This window comes from Streptomyces sp. NBC_00328 (assembly GCF_036139655.1).
Classification (GTDB): Bacteria; Actinomycetota; Actinomycetes; order Streptomycetales; family Streptomycetaceae; genus Streptomyces.
The window spans coordinates 2,394,946-2,418,324 of the sequence record NZ_CP108013.1 but is presented as its reverse complement, the minus strand read 5'-3'; the positions used below and the strand labels follow the sequence as shown (position 1 = coordinate 2,418,324).

The window sequence follows — 23,379 nt, the reverse complement described above, 5'->3', positions numbered from 1 at the left end:
CGGCCGGCTTCGGCCGGTTCGTCAGACGGCGGCGGTCGTACGCGCCTTGCGCAGCCAGTACATCGCCGACAGCGGCAGCAGGACCGGGATGAAGAGATAGCCCATGCCGTAGTCCGACCACACCGTGGCGTCGGGGAAGGCGGAGGGCTCGGCCAGCGTCCAGGTCCCGACGATCAGTACACCCGCGAGCTCGGCGGCGCAGCACACCAGCGCCGCCCTGCGCGCCGTCTCGCCGCCGCGCACGAGCGAGTACGTGATGAATCCGTACACGAGACCGGCGGCCGCGGACAGCGAGTAGGCGAGCGGTGCCTTGTCGAACTGCGTCGAGATCTGCACGGCCGACCGTGACACGGCGCCGACCACCATCACTCCGTACAGCCACACCAGCAGGATCCCGGGGCCGCCGATCAGCCGCGCGCGTTTCGTGCCGGCGGCAGGCTCCGGCGGCGTTCCGCCCTGCACGCCCTGCACGCCCTGCACGCCCTGCGCGTTCCGCTCGTCCCGAGGCACGCTCGTGTTCTCCTCCGTGGCCGTCATCTCAGCCTCCCCAGATGTCGTAGAGCCGGACTTCGAGCACGGCCAGCACGATGCCGCCGGCCGCCACCGTGACCGAACCCCAGCGGGTGCGCTCCGCCAGGGACATGAATCCCGCGGCGGGGATGCAGGCGAAGGCGCCGATCAGATACGCCACGAAGATCGTCGTGCCCTGTTCCGGCTTCTCGCCGCGCGCCAGCTGGACGACGCCGATCACCAGCTGGACCAGGACCAGCACGCTCACCACGGCCATGCCGATGAAGTGCCAGTCCTTGGTGGGCTGATCGCGATGGGCGGCCCAGCCGCACCAGGCGGCGAGCACGAGCGCGGCGACGGCCGTCGCGACCGTCAGGGCATCAAACATGCCGTGACCCTATTACGGGCCAAAAGACCTGATGCGCTCGCCCCCGGGCTCCCCCGTAGGGTCGAAGCCATGAAGATCCACGCTGAAGCCCTCCTGTTCGACAACGACGGCACCCTCGTCTCGTCCCTCGAGTCGGTGAACCGCTGCTGGACCCTGTGGGCCGAGGAGTACGGGATCACCGCCGAGGACTTCGCCGCGATCGGCCTGCACGGCCGCCCCGCCGTCGAGATAGCCGCCGACCTGCTGCCCGCCGCCCTCGTCCCCGAGGCGCTCGCCCGCATCGAGCAGTTGGAGGTCGACGACGTGCCGGGCGGGGTCGAGGCGCTGCCCGGAACCCTCGCGCTGCTCGCCGGACTGCCCGCCGAGCGCTGGGCCGTCGTGACCTCCGCCACCCGCAGGCTCGCCGAAGCCAGGCTGGACGAGGTGGGGATCCGCTCCAAGACGATGGTCTGCGCCGACGACGTCACCCGGGGAAAGCCCGACCCCGAGCCCTATCTGCTGGCCGCCCGCGAACTGGGCGTCGACCCGGCCCGCTGCGTCGTCTTCGAGGACGCCCCCGCCGGGCTCCGGGCGGGCCGCGCCGCGGGTATGACCACCGTGGCGTTGGCCACAACGCACCAGGCCGGCGAACTCGACGCGGACCTCGTGGTCGAGGACCTCTCCGCCTTGTCCGTACTGGTGACGGACAAGGGGATGGAGATCTCCGTCCGAGGCTGAAAAGTGTCCACCGCCGTCCACGGCTGTCCGCTATTCGGACAGCGGTGGCGGCCCCCGGCCCCCGGTCTGCTTTACTTCCTTCCATGACCACGACGAGCGACCGCATCCTTGCGACCGAGGCGACCATGACGCCCGGTGCTCGTTGTATGTGTCGAATGTGTGCCTGCTAGAGGGCCCTCGCTCCACCGCCTGATCCCGCGCCCCGAAGCGGGATCGCCGCGCCCTGTGTCCGTACCGCGTACGTGACCGGGCTGCCCCGCGCACACGTTCTCCTTCCGGTTCCATCGCCATCGCGAGAACCGTGCCGTGTTCCGACCGAATGCACCCGTGCCCGGCGCACCCCCACGCCCGCACTCGACAGTGACGGAATCCCCAGTGATCACGACAACGGGCCTCACCAAGGTCTACCGCTCGCGCGGCCGTGAAGTGACCGCCCTCGACGGCGTCGATCTGCACGTCCGCGAAGGCGAGGTGTACGGCGTCATCGGCCAGTCCGGCGCCGGCAAGTCCTCGCTCATCCGCTGCGTCAACCTCCTGGAGCGTCCCAGCTCCGGCACGGTCACCGTCGACGGCCGGGACCTCACCGCCCTCGCCGGGCGCGGCCCGCGCGCGGGCCGGGAGCTCCGCCAGGCGCGCAGCCGGATCGGCATGGTCTTCCAGCACTTCAACCTGCTGTCCTCGCGGACCGTCCAGGAGAACGTCGAGCTGCCGCTCGACATCCTCGGCCTCTCCAGGAGGGCGCGCAGCCACAAGGCTCTCCAACTCCTGGACCTGGTCGGCCTGTCCGACAAGGCGGGGTCCTACCCGGCCCAGCTCTCCGGCGGTCAGAAGCAGCGTGTCGGCATCGCCCGCGCGCTGGCCGGCGACCCGAAGGTGCTGCTCTCCGACGAGGCGACCAGCGCCCTCGACCCGGAGACCACGCGGTCCATCCTCCAGCTCCTGCGCGACCTGAACCGCCAGCTGGGTCTGACGGTCCTGCTCATCACCCACGAGATGGACGTCGTGAAGACCGTCTGCGACTCGGCGGCGCTGATGCAGAACGGCCGCATCGTCGAGTCCGGCACCGTCAGCGAACTGCTCGCGACGCCCGGCTCCGAACTGGCCGCCGCGCTCTTCCCGGTCAGCGGTACCGCCTCGGGCGACGACCGCACGGTCATCGACGTCACCTTCCACGGGGAGTCGGCCACCCAGCCGGTCATCTCGCAGCTCTCGCGCACCTACAACATCGACATCTCGATCCTCGGCGCCGCGATGGACACCGTCGCGGGCCGGCAGGTCGGCCGGATGCGCATCGAACTTCCCGGCCGCTACGAGGAGAACGTCGTGCCGATCGGATTCCTGCGCGAGCAGGGCCTGCAGATCGACATCCAGGGGCAGCAGCCCACGCTGGTCAAGGAAGGTGCCAAGTGAGCTGGTCCGAGATGCAGCCGCTGCTGTCAGAGGAGTGTTGGAACACGCTCTACATGGTCGGCTGGTCCACCCTCATCGCGATCGCCGGCGGCCTGCCGCTCGGTCTCCTGCTGGTGCTGACGGACCGCGGCGGCCTGCTGCAGAACGTCGTCGCCAACAAGGTCGTCGGCCAGGTCGTGAACGTCGCCCGCTCGATGCCCTTCATCATCCTGATGGTCGCCCTGATGACCTTCACCCGGTGGGTCACCGGCACGATCATCGGCCGTGAGGCCGCCATCGTGCCGCTCGCCGTCGGCGCGATCCCGTTCTTCGCGCGACTGGTCGAGACGGCCGTCCGCGAGGTGGACGGCGGGCTCGTCGAGGCCGTGCAGGCGATGGGCGGCAACACCTGGACCGTCGTCCGCAAGGTCCTCGTCCCCGAGTCGCTGCCCTCGCTGATCTCCTCGGCGACCACCACGGTCGTGGCCCTCATCGGCTACTCCGCGATGGCCGGCACCGTCGGCGCGGGCGGACTGGGCGATCTCGCCATCCGCTACGGCTACCAGCGCTTCGAGACCGAGCTGATGTGGATCATCGTCGCCCTCCTCGCCGTGGTCATCTCGGCCATCCAGTTCGCCGGCGACCACGCGGCCCGCACCCTGGACCGCCGCGGCGGCCACTCCGGTCCCGCCCCGAGGCTGCGCCTGCTGAAGTCCCGCCGGCCCGCGGCCGCGGACGTCGGCGAGGCCGCCTGAACCACCGCGGACCCGCGCGGTCCCCGGCCCCACCCACCGTTTTCCCCGTCCACCCCATGACGGGGTCGCTCCACCCCTCAGGAAAGGCACTTTTCGTGCGTAACACTGCCAAGATCACCACCGCCGTCCTCGTCGCCGGAGCCCTCACCCTGGGTCTCTCCGCCTGCGGTTCGGGCAAGGACTCCTCCTCCTCGTCCTCCGACTACAGTGGCCCGCTCGTCGTCGCCGCCAGCCCGGTCCCCCACGCCGAGATCCTGAACTTCATCGAGAAGAACCTGGCGAAGAAGGCGGGACTCGACCTGGAGGTCAAGGAGTTCCAGGACTACATCGTGCCCAACACGGCGACCGAGGACGGCTCGGTGGACGCCAACTACTTCCAGAACCAGCCGTACCTCGACGACTTCAACAAGAAGCGCGGCACCCACATCGTGCCCGTCGTCACGGTGCACCTGGAGCCGCTCGGCCTCTACTCGCACAAGGTGAAGAGCGCCGACGCCCTGAAGAGCGGTGCGACCGTCGCGGTGCCGAACGACGCGGTGAACGAGGCGCGTGCCCTGAAGCTGCTCGCGTCCAAGGGGCTCATCACCCTCAAGGACGGCGCCGGCAGCGAGGCGACCCCGCGGGACATCTCCAAGAACCCGAAGAACCTCAAGTTCAAGGAGCTTGAGGCGGCGCAGACCCCGCGCTCCCTGGAGGATGTGGACGCCGCGGTGATCAACGGCAACTACGCCATATCCTCCGGCCTCAAGCCCGCCAAGGACGCACTCGTCCTGGAGTCGGCGACGAACAACCCGTACGGCAACTTCCTCGCCGTCAAGAAGGGCAACGAGAACGACCCGCGCGTGAAGAAGCTCGCGAAGCTCCTCACCTCGCCCGAGGTCAAGAAGTTCATCGAGGACAAGTACGCCGGCTCCGTCATCCCGTCCTTCTAAACAGGCCGGAGGCCGGGCCGATTTGCGGCCCGTGGCCCGACTAGTCACCGCACGGGGTCCACTCCATTACCCGGAGTGGACCCCGTTGTGCCGTTCGGTGGTTTCATGCTGCATGCTGGGCAGTTCAGCGGACCCGACGGTACATCAGGTCCGAAGTCCCCGACGGTTACGGAGCGTCGCATGACGAGCACCTTCCCCGACATCTCCATCAGCACGGAGCGGTTGGTCCTGCGTGCGCTCGACGAGGACGACGTGCCCGCGCTGACCGAGATGATGAACGACGAGATGGTGGCGGCCTGGACGTCGATCCCGCAGCCGTTCACCGAGGACGGTGCCCGCGACTGGATCACCGACTACGCGCCCACGGAACGCGCTCGGGGGCGCGGACTCGACCTCGCCGTCACCGAGTTCCTCACCCAGCGTCTGGTAGGCGTCATCCAGCTCGGCAAGACCAACTGGCGGGTCCGCTCCACCGAGCTGTCCTACATCATCGCCCCCTGGGCGCGCGGCGAGGGCTACGCCTCCGAGGCCGCGCTCGCCACAGCCCGCTGGCTCTTCCGCGAGCAGAAGTTCGAGCGCGTGGAACTGCGCACGGCCGCCGGTAACACCGCCTCGCAGCAGGTGGCCCAGAAGATCGGCTGCATCAGCGAGGGCGTGCTGCGCAACGCCTGCATAGCGCGCACCCGGACCGAGGAGGGCACCTGGGTCGACCTGCGCACCGACTTCATCGTGTGGAGCCTGCTGCCCGAGGACCTCGACGGAATGGACGGGCACCTCACCGACACGGGCCGCTACTCCTCTTTCAACGACTGGAACTGAGGGTCCCGGCCGACGCGCGGCAGCCCGTGCGCGGGCCGCTCCGACGAGCGGAAACCGTCACGGCATGTCGCGTCCGGTCACGACGGGTCGTATACGGTCGGGTCGAGTCACATGGGTGTACGGGAGTCACCTCACCGGATCCCGGCCCCGAGGGTCCGGACACGTACCCGGACCCGGCGACCCGGCACGGCGGGACCGCTCCCCGCGCCACACCGACCGCCACACCCCCGCCGGACCGCACCGGGGTACCCTCACGAAGCCCGCCCGGGCTGCACCTGAGACCTGCGAAGACCTTCTGGAGACTGACGACGATGGCCGACCGGGTCACGGTGATCGGCTGGGACGGCTCGCCGCTGGCCGACGCGGCGCGCTCCGCCCTCGGTGCCGCCACGCTGGTGGCCGGCGCGGCCCACCATCTCGAACTCCCCGAAGTGCCCGAGAACGCCGAACGCGTCCGGCTGGGCAGCGTCGCCCTCGCCGCCCGCCGTATCGCGGGCCACCGGGGCACCGCCGTCGTCCTCGCCGACGGGGACCCCGGATTCTTCGGTGTCGTACGCACCCTGCGCGCACCCGAGTTCGGCCTGGAGGTCGAAGTCGTGCCCGCCGTCTCCGCGGTGGCCGCCGCCTTCGCCCGCGCCGGAATGCCCTGGGACGACGCGCAAGTGGTCGTGGCACACAGTCGCACCCTGCGACGCGCAGTGAATGTATGCCGCGCCCATACCAAGGTCGCCGTCCTCACCTCGCCCGGCGCCGGCCCCGCCGAACTCGGGCTGCTGCTCGAAGGAGTGCACCGCTCCTTCGTCATCTGCGAGGAACTCGGCACCGCCCGGGAACAGGTCACGATCCTCACCTCTGACAAGGCGGCCGACCACACCTGGCGCGACCCGAACGTCGTGATCGTCATCGGCGGCTTCGTGGCCGCGGCCGAGGGCGGCGGCTGGATCGCCGGACGGGAACCCGGTGCCGGGCCGCGCGGCTGGGCACTGCCCGCGCGCGCGTACGGCGGCGCGCTCGGCGAGGGTGAGACGGATCTGCTGCGCGCCGCCCAGCTCGCCCGGCTGGGACCGCGCGTCGGCGACCTCGTCTGGGACATCGGCTGCGGCAGCGGCGCCTTCGCCACCGAGGCGGCCCGCACCGGTGCCGCCGTCATCGCGGTCGACCGCAGTCCGGGCTCCTGCGCCCGCACCGAGCACTCGGCCCGCCGCTACGGCGTGCAGATGCAGATCGTGCACGGCAGCGCCCCGCACGTCCTCGAAGACCTGCCCGAACCCGATGTCGTGCGGGTCGGAGGCGGGGGAGCGGCGGTCGTCTCGGCGGTCGCGGACCGCCGTCCCCAGCGCATCGTCGCGGACGCCGCGACCCGTGACGCCGCCGAACTCATCGGCCGCGATCTGACCGAACACGGCTATGACGTCGAGTGCGCTCTCATTCAGTCCGTCGAACTCGATACACGGGCCTGGACGGAGAAGGAGCGGAGCGTCGCGTTCCTGCTCAGCGGCCGTCTGCCGGATCGCGCCCCGTGATCCTGTTGTCGTACTGCGCGCGGTAGGCTGGCCGATCGTTGTACCGCTCCCGGGAGTCGGCCTTTCGTAGGTCAATGTCCGGAAAACCCGCCCGTTTTGAGGCGTGTGTGGTACGGCAGAACCGGAGGACGCGCAACGTGGCGCAGTCCACAGCGGCCACTCGCGGATCACGCTGTCGCGAGGGCGGGATGACCGGGACAATGCCTGTTAATGGCTTTGTCGCCTTTGGTGGCCGGTCGTACGTGCCGCTGGGCATGCACGCTCGTTCTTCACTGTGGGGCGGTCGGTGCGCCGTCCCCGGCGAGCTGGACTTTGGAGCACTAACCGATGGGCGAGGGGTACGCATGACCGACACCGGCCAGGTCCCGGGCGAGGGATTGCCGGAGAACGCAGGCATGGTGGAGCAGCCGGGCGTCACCGCGCCGGGCGCGTACACCTACCTCGACTCCTCCGAGAGCTCTGTCGAGGAGGACGACCTCCTTCTCCTGCCGGGTGCGCCCGGTGCCCAGGGTGCCTGGGGCAACGAGGTGCCGCCGCCGGCCCCGATGCCCTTCACGGACGAACCCGGCCCGCACGAGACGGACGGACGCGACACCGGCGCGATCGACCTCGGCGCCGTGCGCGCGCCGAGCCCGGCGCCCGTGCCCCAGCCGGTTCCGCAGCCCGTGACGCCGCGCCGTCCGCTGCACCTGGGCCCGCCCACGCCGGACGGTTCCTCCAGCCCGGTGCGCTCGCTGGCCGACCGCGGACCCGCGGGCGCCCGCCCGAGCTCCATGGCCACCCCGGTCACCCCGCTGCGCCACGCCGGCCCGGCGAACGCAGGCCCCGAGTACCTGGACCTGCCGCAGGCCGGCGACGCCCTGCCGCAGAGTGCGGCGGTGTGGGGGGCCGTGCCGGCGGGCGGCGAGGCCGCGGCCGCGGACACCGTCGTCCCCGAGGCGGCACAGCTGCCCGCCTCCGCGGACACCGTCGTCCCCGAGGCGGCACAGCTGCCCGCCTCCGCGGTGATGACGGAACCCGCACCGGGTCCCGAGGCACCGCAGGCCGCGGAGGCCGAGCAGGCGCCCGGCGTCGTGGCGGCGCCCTTCGTCCACGACCCGGCCCCGGACTTCGACGCCGCCCAGGCGCCGGTACCGGGGGCCGACGGGATGTCGCTCGACCTCCAGGAGCCGGTGGACGGCACCCCGGCTCCCGAAGCGGTGCCCGCGGCGGACGGCTCGGCCGCCCCGCAGATTCCCGGAGCCCCGCACTTCCAGGACGTCCCGGACGTCCTGGGCGGGCCGGACACCGCCGACGTCGGCGGACCGGCCCCGAGCGAGGGGGAGACCTCCGCGCCCGAGGCCGTACCGGCGCAGATCACCGAGGACCTCGGACCTGCCGTGCCCGCGCAGTCGTTCGCCCCGGCCGAGGGTCTCGTACCCGCCGAGGACCCCGCCGCCGCGCAGGTCCCGCCGCTGCTCGCCGGCCAGGACACCCACGGAGCCGGCCTGGCCGCACCCGGTGTCCAGGAGGCCGGGTTCGCGGAGCCCGCCGTCCACCTCCCGGAACCCGCTGTCCTCTTCGTGGACGAAGCCTCCCTGTCCGGCGCCGAGCAGCCCGCCGACGTACCGGCCCCGCACGTCTACGAGACCCCGGAGTCCGCCCTGTCGGCGCTCTCCGCGCGCTCGGCGGAAGCCTCGCAGGGCGGACAGGACATCGCTCCCGACGAGGTCCAGGTCCAGGGCCAGACCCAGGGTCAGCGGCTGACCGGTCCGCCCGTCGTCGCCGAGAACGGCACCGCCCTGTCCGAGGACGACGCCGTCGCCCACGACGGCATCGCCCTGTCCGCGTCCGGCACCACCGAGGCCCCGCACGCCGTACCGGCCGGCGTGGCCGCGCAGGCCGAGGCCGCCCACGAGACCGTCGGCGACCCGTACCTCCCGGCCCTCGGCGACCAGTACCCCGAGAGCGCCCCGGACGCGGCGGGCGCCCCCGGATTCCCCGGCGCCCCCGTCGTACCCCAGGCCGACCAGAGCCTCGGCGGGTTCGTGCCCGTGGACGGCACGGTGCCCACGGCCGCGCACCTCGCCCCGACCCCGCCGCACGGCATGACCATGGCTCCGGAGGCCGCCGAGGAGCAGCCGCCGGCCCAGGAGCCCGCCCAGGCCGCCCCGGCGCCCCTCCCGGCGGAGGAGGACACCACCGTGGCGCAGGCCGAGCCGGTCGCGCAGGCGTCGGTGCCCGCCCCCCGGGAAGCCGAGGCCGAGTCCGAGGCCACCACCCCCGTTCCGCAGCCCCTCACCGCGGAGCCGGAACCCGTGGCCGCACAGCAAGCGGAGGACCTGCGCACCCAGGTCGCCGACCAGGAAGAGAGCACGGCCGTGGTGGAAGACGTACGCGAGTCCACCGGTCCGGCGGCCCCCGGCTACAACGACGCCGAACGCGAGGCCGTCCTGCGCGTGATCCGCGAGCGCCGTGACATCCGCAACGGCTTCCGCAGCGACCCGATCCCGCACGACGTGCTGCTGCGCGTCCTGGAGGCCGCGCACACCGCTCCGTCCGTCGGCCACTCCCAGCCCTGGGACTTCGTCGTCATCCGCTCCGCCGAAACCCGGCGCAGCATGCACGAACTCGCCCAGCGCCAGCGCGAGGCCTACGCCAAATCGCTTCCCAAGGGCCGTGCCAAGCAGTTCAAGGAACTGAAGATCGAGGCCATCCTCGACACCCCGGTCAACATCCTCGTCACCGCCGACCCGACCCGGGGCGGCCGGCACACCCTGGGCCGGCACACCCAGCCGCAGATGGCGCCGTACTCCTCCGCCCTCGCGGTCGAGAACCTGTGGCTCGCGGCCCGCGCCGAGGGTCTCGGCGTCGGCTGGGTCAGTTTCTTCGACGAGCGCGAGATGGTCCGCGCGCTGGGCCTGCCCGAGCACCTCGAAGCGGTGGCCTACCTCTGTGTCGGATACGTGGACGAGTTCCCCGACGAGCCCGAGCTGATGCAGGCCGGCTGGTCCAAGCGACGCCCCCTGTCGTGGGTCGTGCACGAGGAGACGTACGGCCGCCGTGCCCTGCCCGGCGAGGAGCCGCACGACCTGCTCGCCGAGACGGTCTCCAGCATCCGCCCCCTGGACGCGAAGGCGCTGGGCGAGGCCTGGGAGCGTCAGAAGCGGATGACCAAGCCCGCGGGCGCCCTCGGCATGCTGGAGATCATCTCCGCGCAGCTGTCGGGCCTGTCCCGGATGTGCCCGCCGCCGATCCCGGAGCCGGCCGCCGTCGCGATCTTCGCCGGCGACCACGGTGTCCACGCGCAGGGTGTCACCCCCTGGCCGCAGGAGGTCACCGGTCAGATGGTGGCCAACTTCCTCGGCGGCGGCGCGGTCTGCAACGCCTTCGCCAACCAGGTGGGCGCCGAGGTCTGTGTCGTCGACGTGGGCGTCGCCTCCGACCTGCCGGCCACGCCGGGGCTGCTGCCGCGCAAGGTCCGCGCGGGCACCGCCGACATGACCACGGGTCCCGCCATGACCCGGGAAGAGGTCGTCGCCGCGCTGGAGGTGGGCATCGAGACGGCCCGCGACCTGGTGGCCGCCGGCAACAAGGCGCTGCTGACCGGCGAGATGGGCATCGCCAACACGACCGCGTCGGCGGCCCTGATCTCGGTCTTCACGGGGGCCGACCCCGCCGAGGTGACGGGCCGCGGCACGGGCATCAACGACGAGACCCTGGCCCGCAAGACCGAGGTCGTCCGCCGGGCCATCGACTTCCACCAGCCCGACCCGGCGGACCCGATCGGCGTTCTCGCGGCGATCGGAGGCCTGGAACACGCCGCCATGGTCGGCCTCCTCCTCGGCGGCGCGTCCCTGCGTACGCCGGTGATCCTGGACGGCGTCAGCGCGGGCGCCGCCGCACTGGTGGCCCGCGCCATCGCCCCCGAGGTCCTGGCCGCCTGCATCGCGGGCCACCGCAGCGCCGAGCCCGGTCACGTGGCCGCTCTGAACAAGCTGGGCCTGCGCCCGCTGATCGACCTCGACCTGCGCCTGGGCGAGGGCACCGGCGCCCTGCTCGCCCTGCCGATCGTGCAGAGCGCGGCGCGCGCGATGCACGAGGTCGCGACGTTCGACTCGGCCGGGGTGACCGAGAAGTAGGCCCCCGGCACCGGTGGGGTGGGCAGGCGTCCCGAGCTGCCCACCCGGCCCCGCCGTAGTCTGGACCCCTGTCCGGACCCGTACCGAAGAACCCCACGTCAGGGCCGCTCCAAAGCCGCAGCGCGCCCGCCCGTACCGCCTGCCCGTACGAGGAGCCGCACCTCCATGGCCGAACACCCCGCCTACCCCGTAGGCCTCCGTCTCGCCGGCCGTCGTGTCGTCGTCCTCGGCGGTGGCCAGGTGGCCCAGCGACGGCTTCCCGCGCTCATCGCGGCGGGCGCGGACATCCACCTCGTGTCACCGCAGGCGACCCCGTCCGTCGAGGCCATGGCCGACGCGGGCGAGATCACCTGGACCAGGCGCCCGTACGAGGAGGGCGACCTCGCCGACGCCTGGTACGCGCTGATCGCCACCAGCGACCCGCGGGCCGCCGCCGAGGCGTCGGCCGAGGCGGAGCGCCACCGTGTCTGGTGCGTCCGCTCCGACGACGCCGACGCGGCGACCGCGTGGACCCCGGCCACCGGCCACAGCGAGGGCGTGACCGTCGCCGTCCTCACCACCGACGCCAAGGGCCGCGACCCCCGCCACACGGCCGCGATCCGCGACGCCGTGGTCGAGGGGCTGCGGGACGGGACGCTCGTCGCACCGCACCACCGCACCCGTACCGCCGGAGTGGCCCTGGTCGGCGGAGGTCCCGGCGACCCCGACCTGATCACGGTCCGCGGACGCCGGCTGCTCGCCGAGGCCGACGTGGTCATCGCCGACCGCCTCGGACCCCGTGACCTGCTCGCCGAACTCCCGCCGCACGTCGAGGTGATCGACGCGGCGAAGATCCCGTACGGCCGGTTCATGGCCCAGGAGGCCATCAACAACGCGCTCATCGAGCACGCCAGGCAGGGCAAGGCCGTCGTCCGGCTGAAGGGCGGCGACCCGTTCGTCTTCGGCCGTGGCATGGAAGAGGCCCAGGCGCTCGCCGAGGCGGGCATCGCCTGCACGGTCGTCCCCGGCATCTCCAGTTCGATCTCGGTGCCGGGCGCCGCGGGCATCCCGGTCACCCACCGGGGCGTCGCGCACGAGTTCACCGTGGTCAGCGGTCATGTGGCCCCCGACGACGAGCGCTCCCTCGTCGACTGGTCCGCTCTCGCCAAGCTGCGCGGCACCCTCGTCGTCCTCATGGGCGTCGACAAGATCGGCAGGATCGCCGACACGCTCGTGGCGCACGGCAAGCCGGCCGGCACCCCCGTCGCCCTCGTCCAGGAGGGCACGACCGCCGCACAGCGCCGCGTCGACGCCACCCTGGCCACCGTCGCCGACACCGTCCGCGCCGAGGACGTGCGGCCGCCCGCGGTCATCGTCATCGGCGAGGTCGTGGGCGTCGGCTCCGGGCTTCCCGAGTAACCACGGGTAACCCACCCGTTCCCAGCCGTTGGCACCGCACCCAGGACAAGGCAGTATCACCCTGTGGCCGATCTCATCACCGTCGAGAACCCCGACGACCCGCGTCTGCGCGACTACACGGGCCTGACCGACGTGGAACTGCGCCGCAAGCGCGAACCCGCCGAGGGCCTGTTCATCGCCGAGGGCGAGAAGGTCATCAGACGGGCCAAGGACGCCGGCTACGAGATGCGCTCGATGCTGCTGTCCGCCAAGTGGGTCGACGTCATGCGCGACGTCATCGACGAACTCCCGGCACCCGTCTACGCGGTCAGCCCCGAGCTCGCCGAGCAGGTCACCGGCTATCACGTGCACCGGGGCGCGCTCGCCTCGATGCAGCGCAAGCCGCTGCCGACGGCGGAGGAGCTGCTGCGGTCCGCGCGCCGGGTCGTCGTCATGGAGTCGGTCAACGACCACACCAACATCGGCGCCATCTTCCGCTCCGCCGCGGCCCTCGGCATGGACGCGGTGCTGCTGTCCCCGGACTGCGCGGACCCCCTCTACCGCCGCTCGGTGAAGGTCTCGATGGGCGCGGTGTTCTCGGTCCCGTACGCCCGTCTCGACACCTGGCCCAAGGGCCTGGAGTCGGTGCGCGACGCCGGGTTCAACCTGCTCGCCCTCACCCCGGACGAGAAGGCGAGGTCCCTCGACGAGGCCGCCCCGCACACGATGGACCGGGTCGCGCTGATGCTGGGCGCGGAGGGCGACGGGCTGTCCACCCGGGCCCTGATGGCGGCCGACGAATGGGTGCGCATCCCGATGGCCCACGGCGTCGACTCCCTGAACGTCGGCGCGGCGGCCGCGGTCGCCTTCTACGCGGTGGCGACGGGCCGTCCCGCGAGCTGACGGCCGCGCGGCACTAGCTCTCCGCTCGGTGCGCGCTCCCGTACGGATCGGTGATCGCGTCGCCCGCGGGCAGTCGCCCGGACGCCGACTGTTCCTGGTGTACGCCGCCCCGCGGCCCGTCGTCGAGTCCGCGGGACGGCCCCTGGCACCCCTGCGCCGCCGCGATACCGAGCGCGACCAGCAGCGTCACCACCACGAACACGAAGAGCCGCTGGCGCAGCAGCCGCGGATTGGCGGGCCGCCTGCCGGTGCCGGTGGTGCGCGGACCAGGCCGTCCGGCGCCGCTGCGGGGCGCGGGCCTGTTCCCGGTGCGGCCGGTGCTGCGGGCGGGCGCCGGACGCGAGCCCGACCGCGATCCGCCGTTCGTCCCGCCGGTGCGCGGCGGGGGAGTGGTCCCCGGCCGCCGCTGGGTGCGCTGCTCGGCGTACTGTTCGGCCAGGCGTCCCGTCGGCCGGTCCGGATCCGAGCGCGGCGCGGGCGGCCGTGCGTCCACCATGCCCTGGGCCTCGCGGGCCGCGATCTCCTTGAGCCGCAGGGACAGTTGGAGGGTGCTGGGCCGTTCCTCCGGGTCCTTCGCCAGACAGGCCCGGACGAGCGGAGCGAGCGCGTCCGGGACCCCGTGCAGATGCGGCTCCTCGTGCACCACCCGGTAGAGCATCACCTCGGAACTGCCCTGACCGAAGGGTGAGTCCTGGGTCGCCGCGTACGCGAGCGTGGCCCCGAGCGCGAACACGTCCGTGGCCGGGGTGACGGCGACGCCGCGTACCTGCTCCGGCGCCAGGAAGCCCGGGGAGCCGACCGCGGTGCCGACGTGGGTGAGGGTGCTCGCCCCGGTCGCCCATGCGATGCCGAAGTCGATGATCCGCGGCCCCTTCGGGGACAGCAGGATGTTGGACGGCTTGAGGTCACGGTGGACGACCCCGGCCTCGTGCACCGCGACCAGCCCCTCGGAGAGGGCGGCACCCACGGCGGCCACGTCGGCGGCCGACAGCGGACCCTCCTCCGCGACCTTGTCGTGCAGGGAGGGACCGGGCACGTACTGGGTGGCGAACCACGGCCGGTCCGCCTCCAGGTCGGCGGCGACGAGCCGTGCCGTGCAGCCGCCCCTGATCCGCCGGGCCGCCGAGACCTCGCGAGCGAACCGGGAACGGAACTCCTGATCCTCCGCCAGATCAGGCCGGATCACCTTCAGCGCGACCCGCTGGCCACGCCGGTCGGAGCCCAGGTAGACAACACCCATACCCCCCGCGCCGAGCCGCCGGTGAAGCCTGAACGAGCCGACGACACGCGGGTCCTCGCGCCTCAGGCGCATCATCGCCATGTCCATCCCCGCTGCCCGGTCCGTTTGACGAGCCACAGCTTACGTTTTCGCGGCCGGGTGCGCGCAGAGGCCGCGCCCTCTCGTTCCGATCGATTGTCAGTGCCGGGTGGGAAACTTGAGAGGTGGTCAGGGAGCGTGCGAACAGCGCCTCTTTGGCCTGCCCTTGATCCCAACCATCCATCGTTGAAGGGGGATTGAGCCCGTGAGGGGTGACCGCGTGGAGATAGTCGTGGACGCAGGGGACACGACGCGTACGTACGAGGTGGTGGCGAGCAGGGCGGGTCGCCGGGTGGAGACGGCGGTGCGCCGAGGTGTCGTAGAAGTGAGCGAAGTCACTCGAAACGGAACAGTGGTACGGACCGCCCGCTTCATGGCGACTCGGGTGCTGGCACTCGTCGAGCAGCCGGTTCCCCGGGAGGACAGCTCGGAACAGTAGGGCCAATCGGACGTCCGCCTCCGGGAAGACCCTGAGACCTGGGTCCGCGTCTCCACCCACGGTAGTACTCGGCAGGTCATGGCTCATCCTCCGGGAGGCCCGGCAATCGGTACGAGGGCATGACGACCCGACGTCGTCGCGCGCCTAGATTTGAGGTCAAGCGGCGGGTGCAGCACTCGTCCCCCGAGGTCAGACACCCGCCGCTGCCAGGCACAACAGAATCTCGGTCAGGAGAGGGACCATGGCCCACATGGCACCGCGGACAGAGCTCCGCACGCAGGGACGCAAGGCGTACACCGCCGCGTTCGGCACCCGCCAGGGTCAGCGCCACCCCTTGGTGGCGACAGCGATGGTCCTTCCCCTGGCGGCCCTGCTCGTGGTCGTCTTCGGCGGCTGGGACGCGGTGGTCACACAGGCGTCGTCCGTGGGCGTGATGCTGGGGCGCTGAGCGGCGCCCCAGGCCCGGAAGAGCGGTCCGGGCGGGGACATCCGGCCATGAAACCCCGTGGGGACGGGGGTGCGGCGGACGGCAGAAAGATGCCCGCGCAGCTGGGGAGCTGCGCGGGCATCTCTTTGTGCCCGGTGTCTGCTGCCCGTGTCCGCTGCCCGGCGCTGGGCAGCGGGGCCTGGGCGAAGGTCCGCCGTGAGGCCGGGTGCTTCACAGCGGACCCTCCGCTCATGGACTCGCTTCGTGCCGGGCCGGTGCGGCGAGGGGGTACCCGGCCGGCCGGGCCGGGCACCGGGGTGGTCGGCACCCGTCCCGCCCCGGGATCCGGGGCAGGTGCGGCGGTGGGTGACCGGGGGCCGTCCTGTCGCGGGTGCCGGGTGCCGGGTGCCGGGTGCCGGGTGCCGGGCGTCGGCCTTGGGTGCGTACTCTCGCCGGCAGGCGTCCTGACCGGCGGGCGCCCCCGGCGTCAGGGTCGTACCGGCACGTCGTCCAGCACAGGGGGGATCCGTGACCGTACCCAGCCTGGTGTCCGCGCTCGCCGCCGCGGCGCGCGGCGCGGTTCACCCGGTGGCGGCTGTGCCCGGCCCCCGCGGAGCCTGCTCCTGCGGCGCCGAGGACACACTCCTCGCGGACCGCGACGACGGCACCGTGGTCCGTCACGGCGGCATCGTCGCCAAGGCCCACGCCCCGGACACGGAACCCCACGCGCTCGCCCGGCGTGTCGCCGCGGCCACGCGCCTTCCCGGCATCCTCCTGCCGCCGTCGGACCCGGCCCCGGCCGAGCTCCTCGGCCGCCGGGTGACCCTCTGGCCGTACGGCGCTCCCGTCGATCCCGACATCCCGGAGGCGGCCCCCTGGGAGGCGGCGGCGACCCTGCTGGCCCGGCTGCACCGGGCTCCCGCCCCGGACGGGCTGCCGCCCATGCGGGGGCCCGTCAAGGCCGCCCGGGCGATGGCCCGGATGCGCGCGGCCGGCCCGCACCCGGCCACCGCCCCGGTCCTGCGGGCCTGGGCCGCCCTGCCCGGCTGGGCGCGGGCCGAGGCCCCGATGCCGGACGTCACGACCCTGTGCCACGGAGACCTGCACCTCGGCCAGCTCGTACGCCACCCCGCACCGGACGGTCCCTGGCTCCTCATCGACGTCGACGACCTGGGCGTCGGCGCCCCGGCCTGGGACCTGGCCCGCCCCGCCGCCTGGTACGCCTGCGGGCTGCTGCCGCCCGACGAGTGGTTCCGCTTCCTGGCCGCCTACCGGGACGCCGGCGGCCCCGCCGTGCCCGCCGACGGCGATCCCTGGCCCGCCCTGGACGTCGCGGCCCGCGCCCTCACCGTGCAGGCCGCGGCCCTCGCGGTCGCCAAATCCGCCGCCGCGGAACGGCCGTTGGACGAGGTGCAGCAGGCCGTGGTCGACGCCTGTGACCGAATGAGTGCCATCCCGCCCGAGTTGACCCGAGGTTTCGCCACGTAGGCTGCAACCGACCGAAGCCGGGCGGTGTCTGTCCTGGCGGAAGCAGTACCGACCGGCGAGGAGTTGAGCCGAGCATGCAGTGTCCGAAATGCCATGCGCCGATGCACACGTACAACCGCAATGGCGTCCAGATCGAGCAGTGCAGCGGCTGCCGAGGGATATTCCTCGACTACGGCGAGCTGGAGGCCCTGACCCGCGTGGAGTCGCAGTGGTCCCAGCCCGCGCCGCCGCCCCAGGGCGCCCCGCAGGCGTACCCGTCCGCTCCGGCTCCCGCATGGGGCGCCCCGCAGCACGGCGGTCACGGAGGCCACTACGGCGGTCACGGCGGCCACCAGCGCCACAAGAGCTTCGGCCACATGCTCTTCTCGTCCTGAGCCACCCGAAGGGGCTCCTCCCGAACGGAGGGGCCCCTTCGGCGTGTCCAGGCCCCCGTGGGTCAGGTCACAGGTCCGGCAGGCCGGCCGGGGCACGACAAAGCCCCCGGTCGTCGAGACGACCGGGGGCTTGCTTGTGCGCGATACTGGGATTGAACCAGTGACCTCTTCCGTGTCAGGGAAGCGCTCTCCCGCTGAGCTAATCGCGCAGGTCACGCGGTCGGAGCCGCACTTGCTGCTGGTACTGCGTGCGCGATACTGGGATTGAACCAGTGACCTCTTCCGTGTCAGGGAAGCGCTCTCCCGCTGAGCTAATCGCGCGGGGATCCTTGCGGACCAGTGGACGATACTGGGATTGAACCAGTGACCTCTTCCGTGTCAGGGAAGCGCTCTCCCGCTGAGCTAATCGTCCTTGGAGGTGGAGACGGGATTTGAACCCGTGTAGACGGCTTTGCAGGCCGTTGCCTCGCCTCTCGGCCACTCCACCAGGAGTGCGGGTTCGGGAAGATCCCCCACTTCCTGCGAGCGGACGACCAGGTTCGAACTGGCGACCTCAACCTTGGCAAGGTTGCGCTCTACCAACTGAGCTACGTCCGCTTGTCGTTTCCGTTTCGCTTGCGCGTCCCGGCGACGAGTTGAACTCTAGCGGATTCCCGGGCCAGCACAAAAACGCGTTTGTGCAGCGTGCTGCGGTCTGTCCGCCCGAGGACATGGTCGGGGCACTCGCCGGACACCCGCCCTAGACTCGTCTGCGTGCTCGACCTCCCTCCTCTCGCCCGCTTCGGCGGCCTCGTCGCAACCGGTCTCCTCGATGTCACCAGCGATCCCGCGGCCCTGGACTCGTCCGGCTTCTGGGCCGTCTCGGCCGACTTCGAAGGGCGGCTGACCTGCGCCCGCTTCCGCGACGTACGAGAGGAGCCGGTGCCCGCGCCGGTGCCCGGACGCTGGCACGGCCCGGCGGCCGGTGACTGGACGTCGTCCCTCGACCGCGCCGCGTACACGGCGGGTGTCCGGCGGATCCGGGAGCACATCGCGGCCGGTGAGGTCTACCAGGCGAACCTCTGCCGCGTGCTCTCCGCGCCCGTCCCGGCCGACGCCGACGTCGACGCGCTGACCGCTCTGCTGGCCCGCGGCAACCCGGCACCGTACGCGGGAACGATTCGGCTGCCGGACCACGGTGTCGAGATAGCCACCGCCTCCCCGGAGCTCTTCGTGCGCCGCGCGGGCCGATCCGTCGAGTCGGGGCCGATCAAGGGCACCGGACGCACCGAGGCGGACCTCCTGGACAAGGACTACGCCGAGAACGTGATGATCGTGGACCTCGTCCGCAACGACATCGGCCAGGTCTGTGCCACCGGCACCGTGACCGTGCCCGACCTGTGCGTGGTCGAGAAGCACCCGGGGCTCGTGCACCTCGTCTCCACCGTCAGCGGCGAACTGCGCGAGGACGTCGGCTGGCCCGGACTCCTGTCCGCCGCCTTCCCGCCCGGTTCCGTCACCGGCGCGCCCAAGTCCAGCGCCCTGCGGATCATCGACACCCTGGAGACCGCGCCGCGCGGCCCGTACTGCGGAGGTGTCGGCTGGGTCGACGCCGACCGCGGCACCGGCGAGCTGGCCGTGGGCATCCGCACGTTCTGGATCGACCGTGCCGACGGCGTCCTGCGCTTCGGTACGGGGGCCGGCATCACCTGGGGGTCCGACCCCGAGGGGGAGTGGCGGGAGACCGAGCTGAAGGCGTCCCGGCTGCTCGCGGTAGCGTCGGGAACGTACGACGCGGGTGACGGGACCCTCACCGACTGACCCGGTTGCGGGGACGAGGCGGGGACCGGGGCCGGAACGCCGTGCCGGACGAGACGTCCGGCACATTCACATGCGAGGTAGACCAGTGAAGCTTTGGCTCGACGGCGGGCTCCAGGACATCGAGGCCGCCCGCGTCTCCGTCTTCGACCACGGACTGACCGTGGGTGACGGCATCTTCGAGACCGTGAAGGCGGTCGACGGCCGGCCCTTCGCGCTGACCCGCCACCTCGACCGGCTGGCCCGTTCGGCGCGCGGCCTCGGTCTGCCCGAGCCCGACGCCGACGAGGTGCGCCGCGCCTGCGCCGCCGTCCTCGACGCCAATCCGATGCCGCTCGGCCGGCTCCGCATCACCTACACCGGCGGTCACGGTCCGCTCGGCTCCGACCGCGGAGAGCACGGTCCGACCCTCGTCGTCGCGCTCGGCGGCTCGGCCCCGCGCCCCGACTCCACGGCCGTCGTCACCGTTCCCTGGACCCGCAACGAGCGCGGTGCCCTGACCGGCCTCAAGACCACCTCGTACGCCGAGAACGTCGTCGCCCTGGCCCGCGCGCGTGAACACGGCGCGTCCGAGGCGCTGTTCGCCAACACGGTGGGCCAACTCTGCGAAGGCACCGGGTCGAACGTCTTCGTCGTCCTCGACGGCGAGATCCACACCCCGCCGGTCGCCTCCGGCTGCCTCGCCGGCATCACCCGTGCCCTCACGGTCGAATGGACCGGCGCCAAGGAGACCGACCTGCCGCTGGACGTCCTGGAGCGCGCCGACGAGGTCTTCCTGACGTCGACGCTGCGCGATGTGCAGGCCGTGCACCGCGTCGACACCCGTGAACTGCCGGGCGCACCGGGCCCGGTGACCGCCAAGGCGATGCGCGTCTTCGACGAGCGGGCCGGGGACGACCTCGATCCCTGACCGGCCGTTTCGGGGCCACCGGCCTCCGGCCGTCCGGTAGGTCTGCTGGCGACCGCCCGGTAATTCGGCTGACGACGCGTGCGTCAGCGGGTACAACACCCCTGATGACCACGACCCTGCGGCCGACCGAGCCGCTCCATCGCGCCGCCGACGGGACCCTCTCACGCCGCTACCAGGTGTGCGTGAACAGCCGTCCCGTCGGCCGGGTACACCTGGCCACGGAACCCGGCGCGGGACCGCCCGCGGCCAGGATCCACGAGCTTCGCATCGACGAGCCGGACCGGGGCAGGGGCCGGGGCACCGTGGCCGCGCTGGCGGCGGAGGAGGTCGCCCGCGGATGGGGCTGCCGGCAGATCGAGGTGACCGTGCCCGGAGAAGCCGCCGCGGCCCTGGAGCTCACCAGGGCGCTCGGATACGTCCTGCGCAACCGCATCATGGCGAAGACGCTCGACGGCCCCGCGGTCGTACTCCCCCCGGGCAGCGCCGACCGTCCCATGACGCAGGACGAGTACGAGATCTGGGACCGGGCGGGCAGGCGGGACTACGCCGAGGACTGGATCCGGCGCGGTGTGCCGGAGGCCGAGGCGCTCGCCAAGGCGGACCGCGACTACGGCGGTGCGCTGCCGCAGGGCCCGGACACCGCGAACATGTGGCTGAGCGTCCTGGAGCACGAGGGCGTCCCGGTGGGCGATCTGTGGCTGGGGCGCCGGAGCGGACACGCCTTCGTCTACGACGTCCTGGTGCGCGCCGACCAGCGCGGCCGCGGACACGGCCGGACGCTCATGCGGCTCGCCGAGGCCCGCGCGACCGGTGCCGGACTGAACCGCATCGCCCTCAACGTCTTCGCGGGAAACACCCCGGCCGAGCGGCTCTACGAGTCGCTCGGCTACGAGACGACGGAGTACCACCTGTACAAGACGCTGCTCTAGGGTCCGTCGTTCGGAGCAGGTGGCACCGAGGCGCGGTGCGTCGCCGGCCGGGCCGAGCGGGGCAGGGCTCTTGCTCGGGTGTCAGGCCTGCTCGGCGAGCAGCCGGTCGGCGATCTCCTCGATCCGCTCGCGCAGTCCCTCCTGGCTCTTGCCGCCGTCCAGGAGCTCACCGCCGATGACGTACGTCGGGGTGCCGGTGACGCCGATCGCCTTGCCCTCGGCCTGGTCCGCGTCGACGATCAGGATGTGCCGGCCGTCGATCAGGGCCGTGTCGAACTCCTCGGCGTCCAGGCCGAGTTCCTGTGCGACCTCGACCAGGAAGGCTTCGCCGTCCTTGCGGTCCAGCTCCTCGACGCGACCGAGTACGGCCTCCACGTACGGCCAGGCGCTGCCCTGCTCGGCGGCCTCCTCGGCGGCCTGGGCGGCGGCGAAGGCGTGCTTGTGCTTCTCCAGGGGGAAGTGCCGCAGCCGCAGCTCCAGGCGGTCGCCGTAGCGGGCGCGCAGCGCGCGCAGGTCGGCGAGAGCGTCACGGCAGTCGGGGCACTGCAGCTCGCACCAGACGTCCAGGACGACGGGGGCCGGGCGCGCGGCGGAGGAGCCGGAGGAGTCGTTCATGGGATCCAGTCTCCCAGTCCGGTGAGGAGGAGGCCGCACCGGGACCTGAGGAGGACGGCGACCCCGAGATGTCCCTGAGGTCTGCCCGGACCGTGGCATACCGGGCATGGGGCGGTGCAGGATGGAAGGGATGGGAAACATGTCGCACCGAGCCCTGCCTGGAGGACCGGAATGATCGCAGAGACCGTCTGCTCCGCAGTCTCCGTCGCCGGCCTGGGCATCGCCGCGGTGACGGCCTACCGCAAGCGTTTCCTGGCGGCGGCCCGGATCGCCGCCTATTCCCTGGTGCCGATCGGCCTGGTCATGACCGGAGTGGTCGGCTGGCTGGCCGACACCGCGTTCAGCCCGACCGCCTGGGCCGGCTTCCTGGTGCTCGGCGGCGCCTGGGCGCTGTTCATGATCACCCGTGCCGTGGAGCGACGCGGCGGCGGCACCCGGAAGGAACGCAGAGCCGCGAAGGCCTCTGCCCGGCGCGAGGCGGCGGCTCCCGCGGCTTCGGCCCCGTCAGTGGGCCAGGGTGCCCCTCCCGCCTCCCGGCCGGCGGCGACACCGGGGGCGAAGCGCTCCGGGGACGACTTCAGTGACATCGAGGCGATCCTGAAGAAGCACGGCATCTGACCGGCAGAAACGACACAAGATCACATGCGTGACACAGGGAACGCGCGGAACCGTTCACGTTCGAGCGCGCCTGTCACATCATCCAGCGAACTCCCGTGTATTCCGGGCGTGTTGATCGCGAAGCAGGCGCCCTCTGCGTCATCATCGCCCGCGAGATGCTGGACACAACAACGAGCGACACCGCTGCTCCGCCCGAGGAGCGGCGCGGTTGTCTCTTCGCGCTCTCCCAGCCGCCGCTGATGATCTTCCTTGCGGTGATCGGCTGTCTGCTGCTCATGGCTTCGCTGCACGACCTGCTGCTGCTCTGAGCTGTACACGGAGCCCCTGGCGTCACCCGCCGAGGGCTCCGTCGGTCCGGCCAGGGGCCGGACTCCTCCTCCTGGTGCGAGCCGCTCAGCCCGCGGCTTCCTTGCGGCGTGCCCGGTAGGCGGCCACGTGGAGCCGGTTCCCGCAGGTGCGGCTGTCGCAGTAGCGGCGGGAGCGGTTGCGGGAGAGATCGACGAAGGCCCGTCGGCAGTCCGGGGCCTCGCAGCGGCGCAGCCGGTCCTGCTCTCCGGCGACCACGAAGAAGGCCAGCGCCATCCCGCAGTCGGCCGCGAGGTGGTCGGCGACCGAGGCGCCCGGCGCGAAGTAGTGGACATGCCAGTCATAGCCGTCGTGGTCCGTCAGCCGGGGCGTGGTGCCGGCAGCCGCGACCAGTTCGTTGATGAGTGAGGCGGCGGTCCGTGGATCATCGGCGGCGAAGATCCCGGCGAACAGGCTGCGAACGTCCCGTACGGCCGCCAGATCCCGCTCCGACAGCACCCCGACATCGCTGATGTCGTGCTTTCGTACGAAATCGGCGAGGGACGGCGCATCGGCGAGCCCGTCCGCCGTCTCGTCCTCCGGCGCGGTGTTCACCAGATCCACCACGGCGTCGAGTGCGCACCGGGTGTCGTGGGTGATCAGCACGTTTCGCTCCCTGGCCTGGGGGTCGGGCGAGGGCGCCCGCCCGATGCTGGCCGATGGTAGTGGCTTCCCGGCGCGGCCG

Annotated in this window: 23 protein-coding genes and 5 tRNA genes; 18 read left to right on the top strand and 10 right to left on the bottom strand. The window is 72.2% G+C overall.

All coding sequences use genetic code 11. From position 1 onward, the window contains the following. Positions 1 to 21: 21 nt before the first annotated feature. Positions 22 to 537, bottom strand: coding sequence for a hypothetical protein (locus OG485_RS10555; protein WP_328667799.1), 516 nt, complete (start codon positions 535 to 537; stop codon positions 22 to 24). Between the two features lies 1 nt (position 538). After that, on the bottom strand, positions 539 to 898 hold the full coding sequence (locus tag OG485_RS10550) for a hypothetical protein (RefSeq protein WP_328667798.1): 360 nt from the start codon (positions 896 to 898) through the stop codon (positions 539 to 541). A gap of 69 nt (positions 899 to 967) precedes the next feature. On the opposite strand from OG485_RS10550, the gene OG485_RS10545 reads away from it, so the two are divergent. The 9 genes from OG485_RS10545 to OG485_RS10505 all read left to right on the top strand — a co-directional run bounded on the left by OG485_RS10545 (position 968) and on the right by OG485_RS10505 (position 13,434). Beyond that, complete coding sequence (locus tag OG485_RS10545) at positions 968 to 1,615, top strand: HAD family hydrolase (protein WP_328667797.1); 648 nt, start codon at positions 968 to 970, stop codon at positions 1,613 to 1,615. 375 nt (positions 1,616 to 1,990) lie between these two features. Further along, complete coding sequence (locus OG485_RS10540) at positions 1,991 to 3,025, top strand: methionine ABC transporter ATP-binding protein (protein WP_443048680.1); 1,035 nt, start codon at positions 1,991 to 1,993, stop codon at positions 3,023 to 3,025. Further along, complete coding sequence (locus OG485_RS10535; protein ID WP_328667793.1) at positions 3,022 to 3,759, top strand: methionine ABC transporter permease; 738 nt, start codon at positions 3,022 to 3,024, stop codon at positions 3,757 to 3,759. The genes OG485_RS10540 and OG485_RS10535 overlap by 4 nt, the downstream gene beginning before the upstream one ends. 95 nt (positions 3,760 to 3,854) lie before the next feature. Continuing rightward, positions 3,855 to 4,691 (top strand): MetQ/NlpA family ABC transporter substrate-binding protein, encoded by an 837-nt coding sequence (locus OG485_RS10530; protein WP_328667791.1) that lies wholly within the window; start codon positions 3,855 to 3,857, stop codon positions 4,689 to 4,691. A gap of 180 nt (positions 4,692 to 4,871) precedes the next feature. Continuing rightward, positions 4,872 to 5,510 (top strand): GNAT family N-acetyltransferase, encoded by a 639-nt coding sequence (locus tag OG485_RS10525; protein ID WP_328667790.1) that lies wholly within the window; start codon positions 4,872 to 4,874, stop codon positions 5,508 to 5,510. Positions 5,511 to 5,821: 311 nt separating this feature from the next. Then, complete coding sequence (gene cbiE, locus OG485_RS10520; protein ID WP_328667788.1) at positions 5,822 to 7,033, top strand: precorrin-6y C5,15-methyltransferase (decarboxylating) subunit CbiE; 1,212 nt, start codon at positions 5,822 to 5,824, stop codon at positions 7,031 to 7,033. A 344-nt stretch (positions 7,034 to 7,377) separates the two neighbouring features. Further along, complete coding sequence (cobT, locus tag OG485_RS10515; protein WP_328667786.1) at positions 7,378 to 11,154, top strand: nicotinate-nucleotide--dimethylbenzimidazole phosphoribosyltransferase; 3,777 nt, start codon at positions 7,378 to 7,380, stop codon at positions 11,152 to 11,154. Positions 11,155 to 11,319: 165 nt separating this feature from the next. Further along, positions 11,320 to 12,552 carry a uroporphyrinogen-III C-methyltransferase gene (cobA, locus tag OG485_RS10510; protein ID WP_328667784.1) on the top strand — a complete coding sequence of 411 codons (1,233 nt, stop codon included), beginning with the start codon at positions 11,320 to 11,322 and terminating at the stop codon, positions 12,550 to 12,552. Positions 12,553 to 12,615: 63 nt separating this feature from the next. After that, positions 12,616 to 13,434 (top strand): TrmH family RNA methyltransferase, encoded by an 819-nt coding sequence (locus OG485_RS10505; RefSeq protein WP_328667782.1) that lies wholly within the window; start codon positions 12,616 to 12,618, stop codon positions 13,432 to 13,434. Between the two features lie 13 nt (positions 13,435 to 13,447). On the opposite strand, the gene OG485_RS10500 is transcribed toward OG485_RS10505, so the two are convergent. Continuing rightward, on the bottom strand, positions 13,448 to 14,761 hold the full coding sequence (locus OG485_RS10500) for a serine/threonine-protein kinase (RefSeq protein WP_328667779.1): 1,314 nt from the start codon (positions 14,759 to 14,761) through the stop codon (positions 13,448 to 13,450). A 196-nt stretch (positions 14,762 to 14,957) separates the two neighbouring features. On the opposite strand from OG485_RS10500, the gene OG485_RS10495 reads away from it, so the two are divergent. The 4 genes from OG485_RS10495 (at position 14,958) to OG485_RS10480 (ending at position 17,480) form a co-directional block, all read left to right on the top strand. Continuing rightward, complete coding sequence (locus tag OG485_RS10495) at positions 14,958 to 15,191, top strand: hypothetical protein (RefSeq protein WP_326788867.1); 234 nt, start codon at positions 14,958 to 14,960, stop codon at positions 15,189 to 15,191. Positions 15,192 to 15,432: 241 nt separating this feature from the next. Continuing rightward, entirely contained in the window at positions 15,433 to 15,639 is a 207-nt protein-coding gene (locus tag OG485_RS10490; RefSeq protein WP_326788868.1) for a hypothetical protein, read from the top strand. 507 nt (positions 15,640 to 16,146) lie between these two features. Further along, complete coding sequence (locus OG485_RS10485) at positions 16,147 to 17,106, top strand: phosphotransferase (RefSeq protein ID WP_443048679.1); 960 nt, start codon at positions 16,147 to 16,149, stop codon at positions 17,104 to 17,106. Between the two features lie 74 nt (positions 17,107 to 17,180). Next, entirely contained in the window at positions 17,181 to 17,480 is a 300-nt protein-coding gene (locus OG485_RS10480; RefSeq protein WP_326788869.1) for a TFIIB-type zinc ribbon-containing protein, read from the top strand. 137 nt (positions 17,481 to 17,617) lie between these two features. On the opposite strand, the gene OG485_RS10475 is transcribed toward OG485_RS10480, so the two are convergent. The 5 genes from OG485_RS10475 to OG485_RS10455 form a co-directional block, all read right to left on the bottom strand. Then, positions 17,618 to 17,689 (bottom strand) — tRNA-Val (locus tag OG485_RS10475). Between the two features lie 40 nt (positions 17,690 to 17,729). Then, a tRNA-Val gene (locus tag OG485_RS10470) sits at positions 17,730 to 17,801 on the bottom strand. A gap of 19 nt (positions 17,802 to 17,820) precedes the next feature. Next, positions 17,821 to 17,892, bottom strand: a tRNA-Val gene (locus tag OG485_RS10465). Position 17,893: 1 nt separating this feature from the next. Continuing rightward, positions 17,894 to 17,967 (bottom strand) — tRNA-Cys (locus OG485_RS10460). 37 nt (positions 17,968 to 18,004) lie between these two features. Further along, positions 18,005 to 18,077: transfer RNA gene (locus tag OG485_RS10455), tRNA-Gly, on the bottom strand. 156 nt (positions 18,078 to 18,233) lie between these two features. Here OG485_RS10455 and OG485_RS10450 point away from each other — a divergent pair. The 3 genes from OG485_RS10450 to OG485_RS10440 all read left to right on the top strand — a co-directional run bounded on the left by OG485_RS10450 (position 18,234) and on the right by OG485_RS10440 (position 21,116). After that, a complete protein-coding gene (locus OG485_RS10450) occupies positions 18,234 to 19,280 on the top strand; it encodes a chorismate-binding protein (RefSeq protein ID WP_328667775.1) in 1,047 nt (348 codons plus the stop codon). Positions 19,281 to 19,365: 85 nt separating this feature from the next. Next, positions 19,366 to 20,187: an aminotransferase class IV gene (locus OG485_RS10445; RefSeq protein ID WP_328667774.1), complete on the top strand. Its 822-nt coding sequence runs from the start codon at positions 19,366 to 19,368 to the stop codon at positions 20,185 to 20,187. Between the two features lie 104 nt (positions 20,188 to 20,291). Continuing rightward, on the top strand, positions 20,292 to 21,116 hold the full coding sequence (locus tag OG485_RS10440) for a GNAT family N-acetyltransferase (protein WP_328667773.1): 825 nt from the start codon (positions 20,292 to 20,294) through the stop codon (positions 21,114 to 21,116). Between the two features lie 81 nt (positions 21,117 to 21,197). Here OG485_RS10440 and OG485_RS10435 read toward each other — a convergent pair whose 3' ends face one another. Beyond that, on the bottom strand, positions 21,198 to 21,731 hold the full coding sequence (locus OG485_RS10435) for a DsbA family protein (protein WP_328667772.1): 534 nt from the start codon (positions 21,729 to 21,731) through the stop codon (positions 21,198 to 21,200). 171 nt (positions 21,732 to 21,902) lie between these two features. On the opposite strand from OG485_RS10435, the gene OG485_RS10430 reads away from it, so the two are divergent. Then, on the top strand, positions 21,903 to 22,349 hold the full coding sequence (locus OG485_RS10430; protein WP_328667771.1) for a hypothetical protein: 447 nt from the start codon (positions 21,903 to 21,905) through the stop codon (positions 22,347 to 22,349). Positions 22,350 to 22,504: 155 nt separating this feature from the next. Further along, on the top strand, positions 22,505 to 22,657 hold the full coding sequence (locus OG485_RS10425) for a hypothetical protein (protein WP_167455603.1): 153 nt from the start codon (positions 22,505 to 22,507) through the stop codon (positions 22,655 to 22,657). Positions 22,658 to 22,742: 85 nt separating this feature from the next. Here OG485_RS10425 and OG485_RS10420 read toward each other — a convergent pair whose 3' ends face one another. After that, the gene (locus OG485_RS10420) at positions 22,743 to 23,300 is read right to left on the bottom strand and encodes a CGNR zinc finger domain-containing protein (RefSeq protein ID WP_328667767.1); all 558 of its coding nucleotides are present in this window, start codon (positions 23,298 to 23,300) and stop codon (positions 22,743 to 22,745) included. Positions 23,301 to 23,379 lie beyond the last annotated feature (79 nt).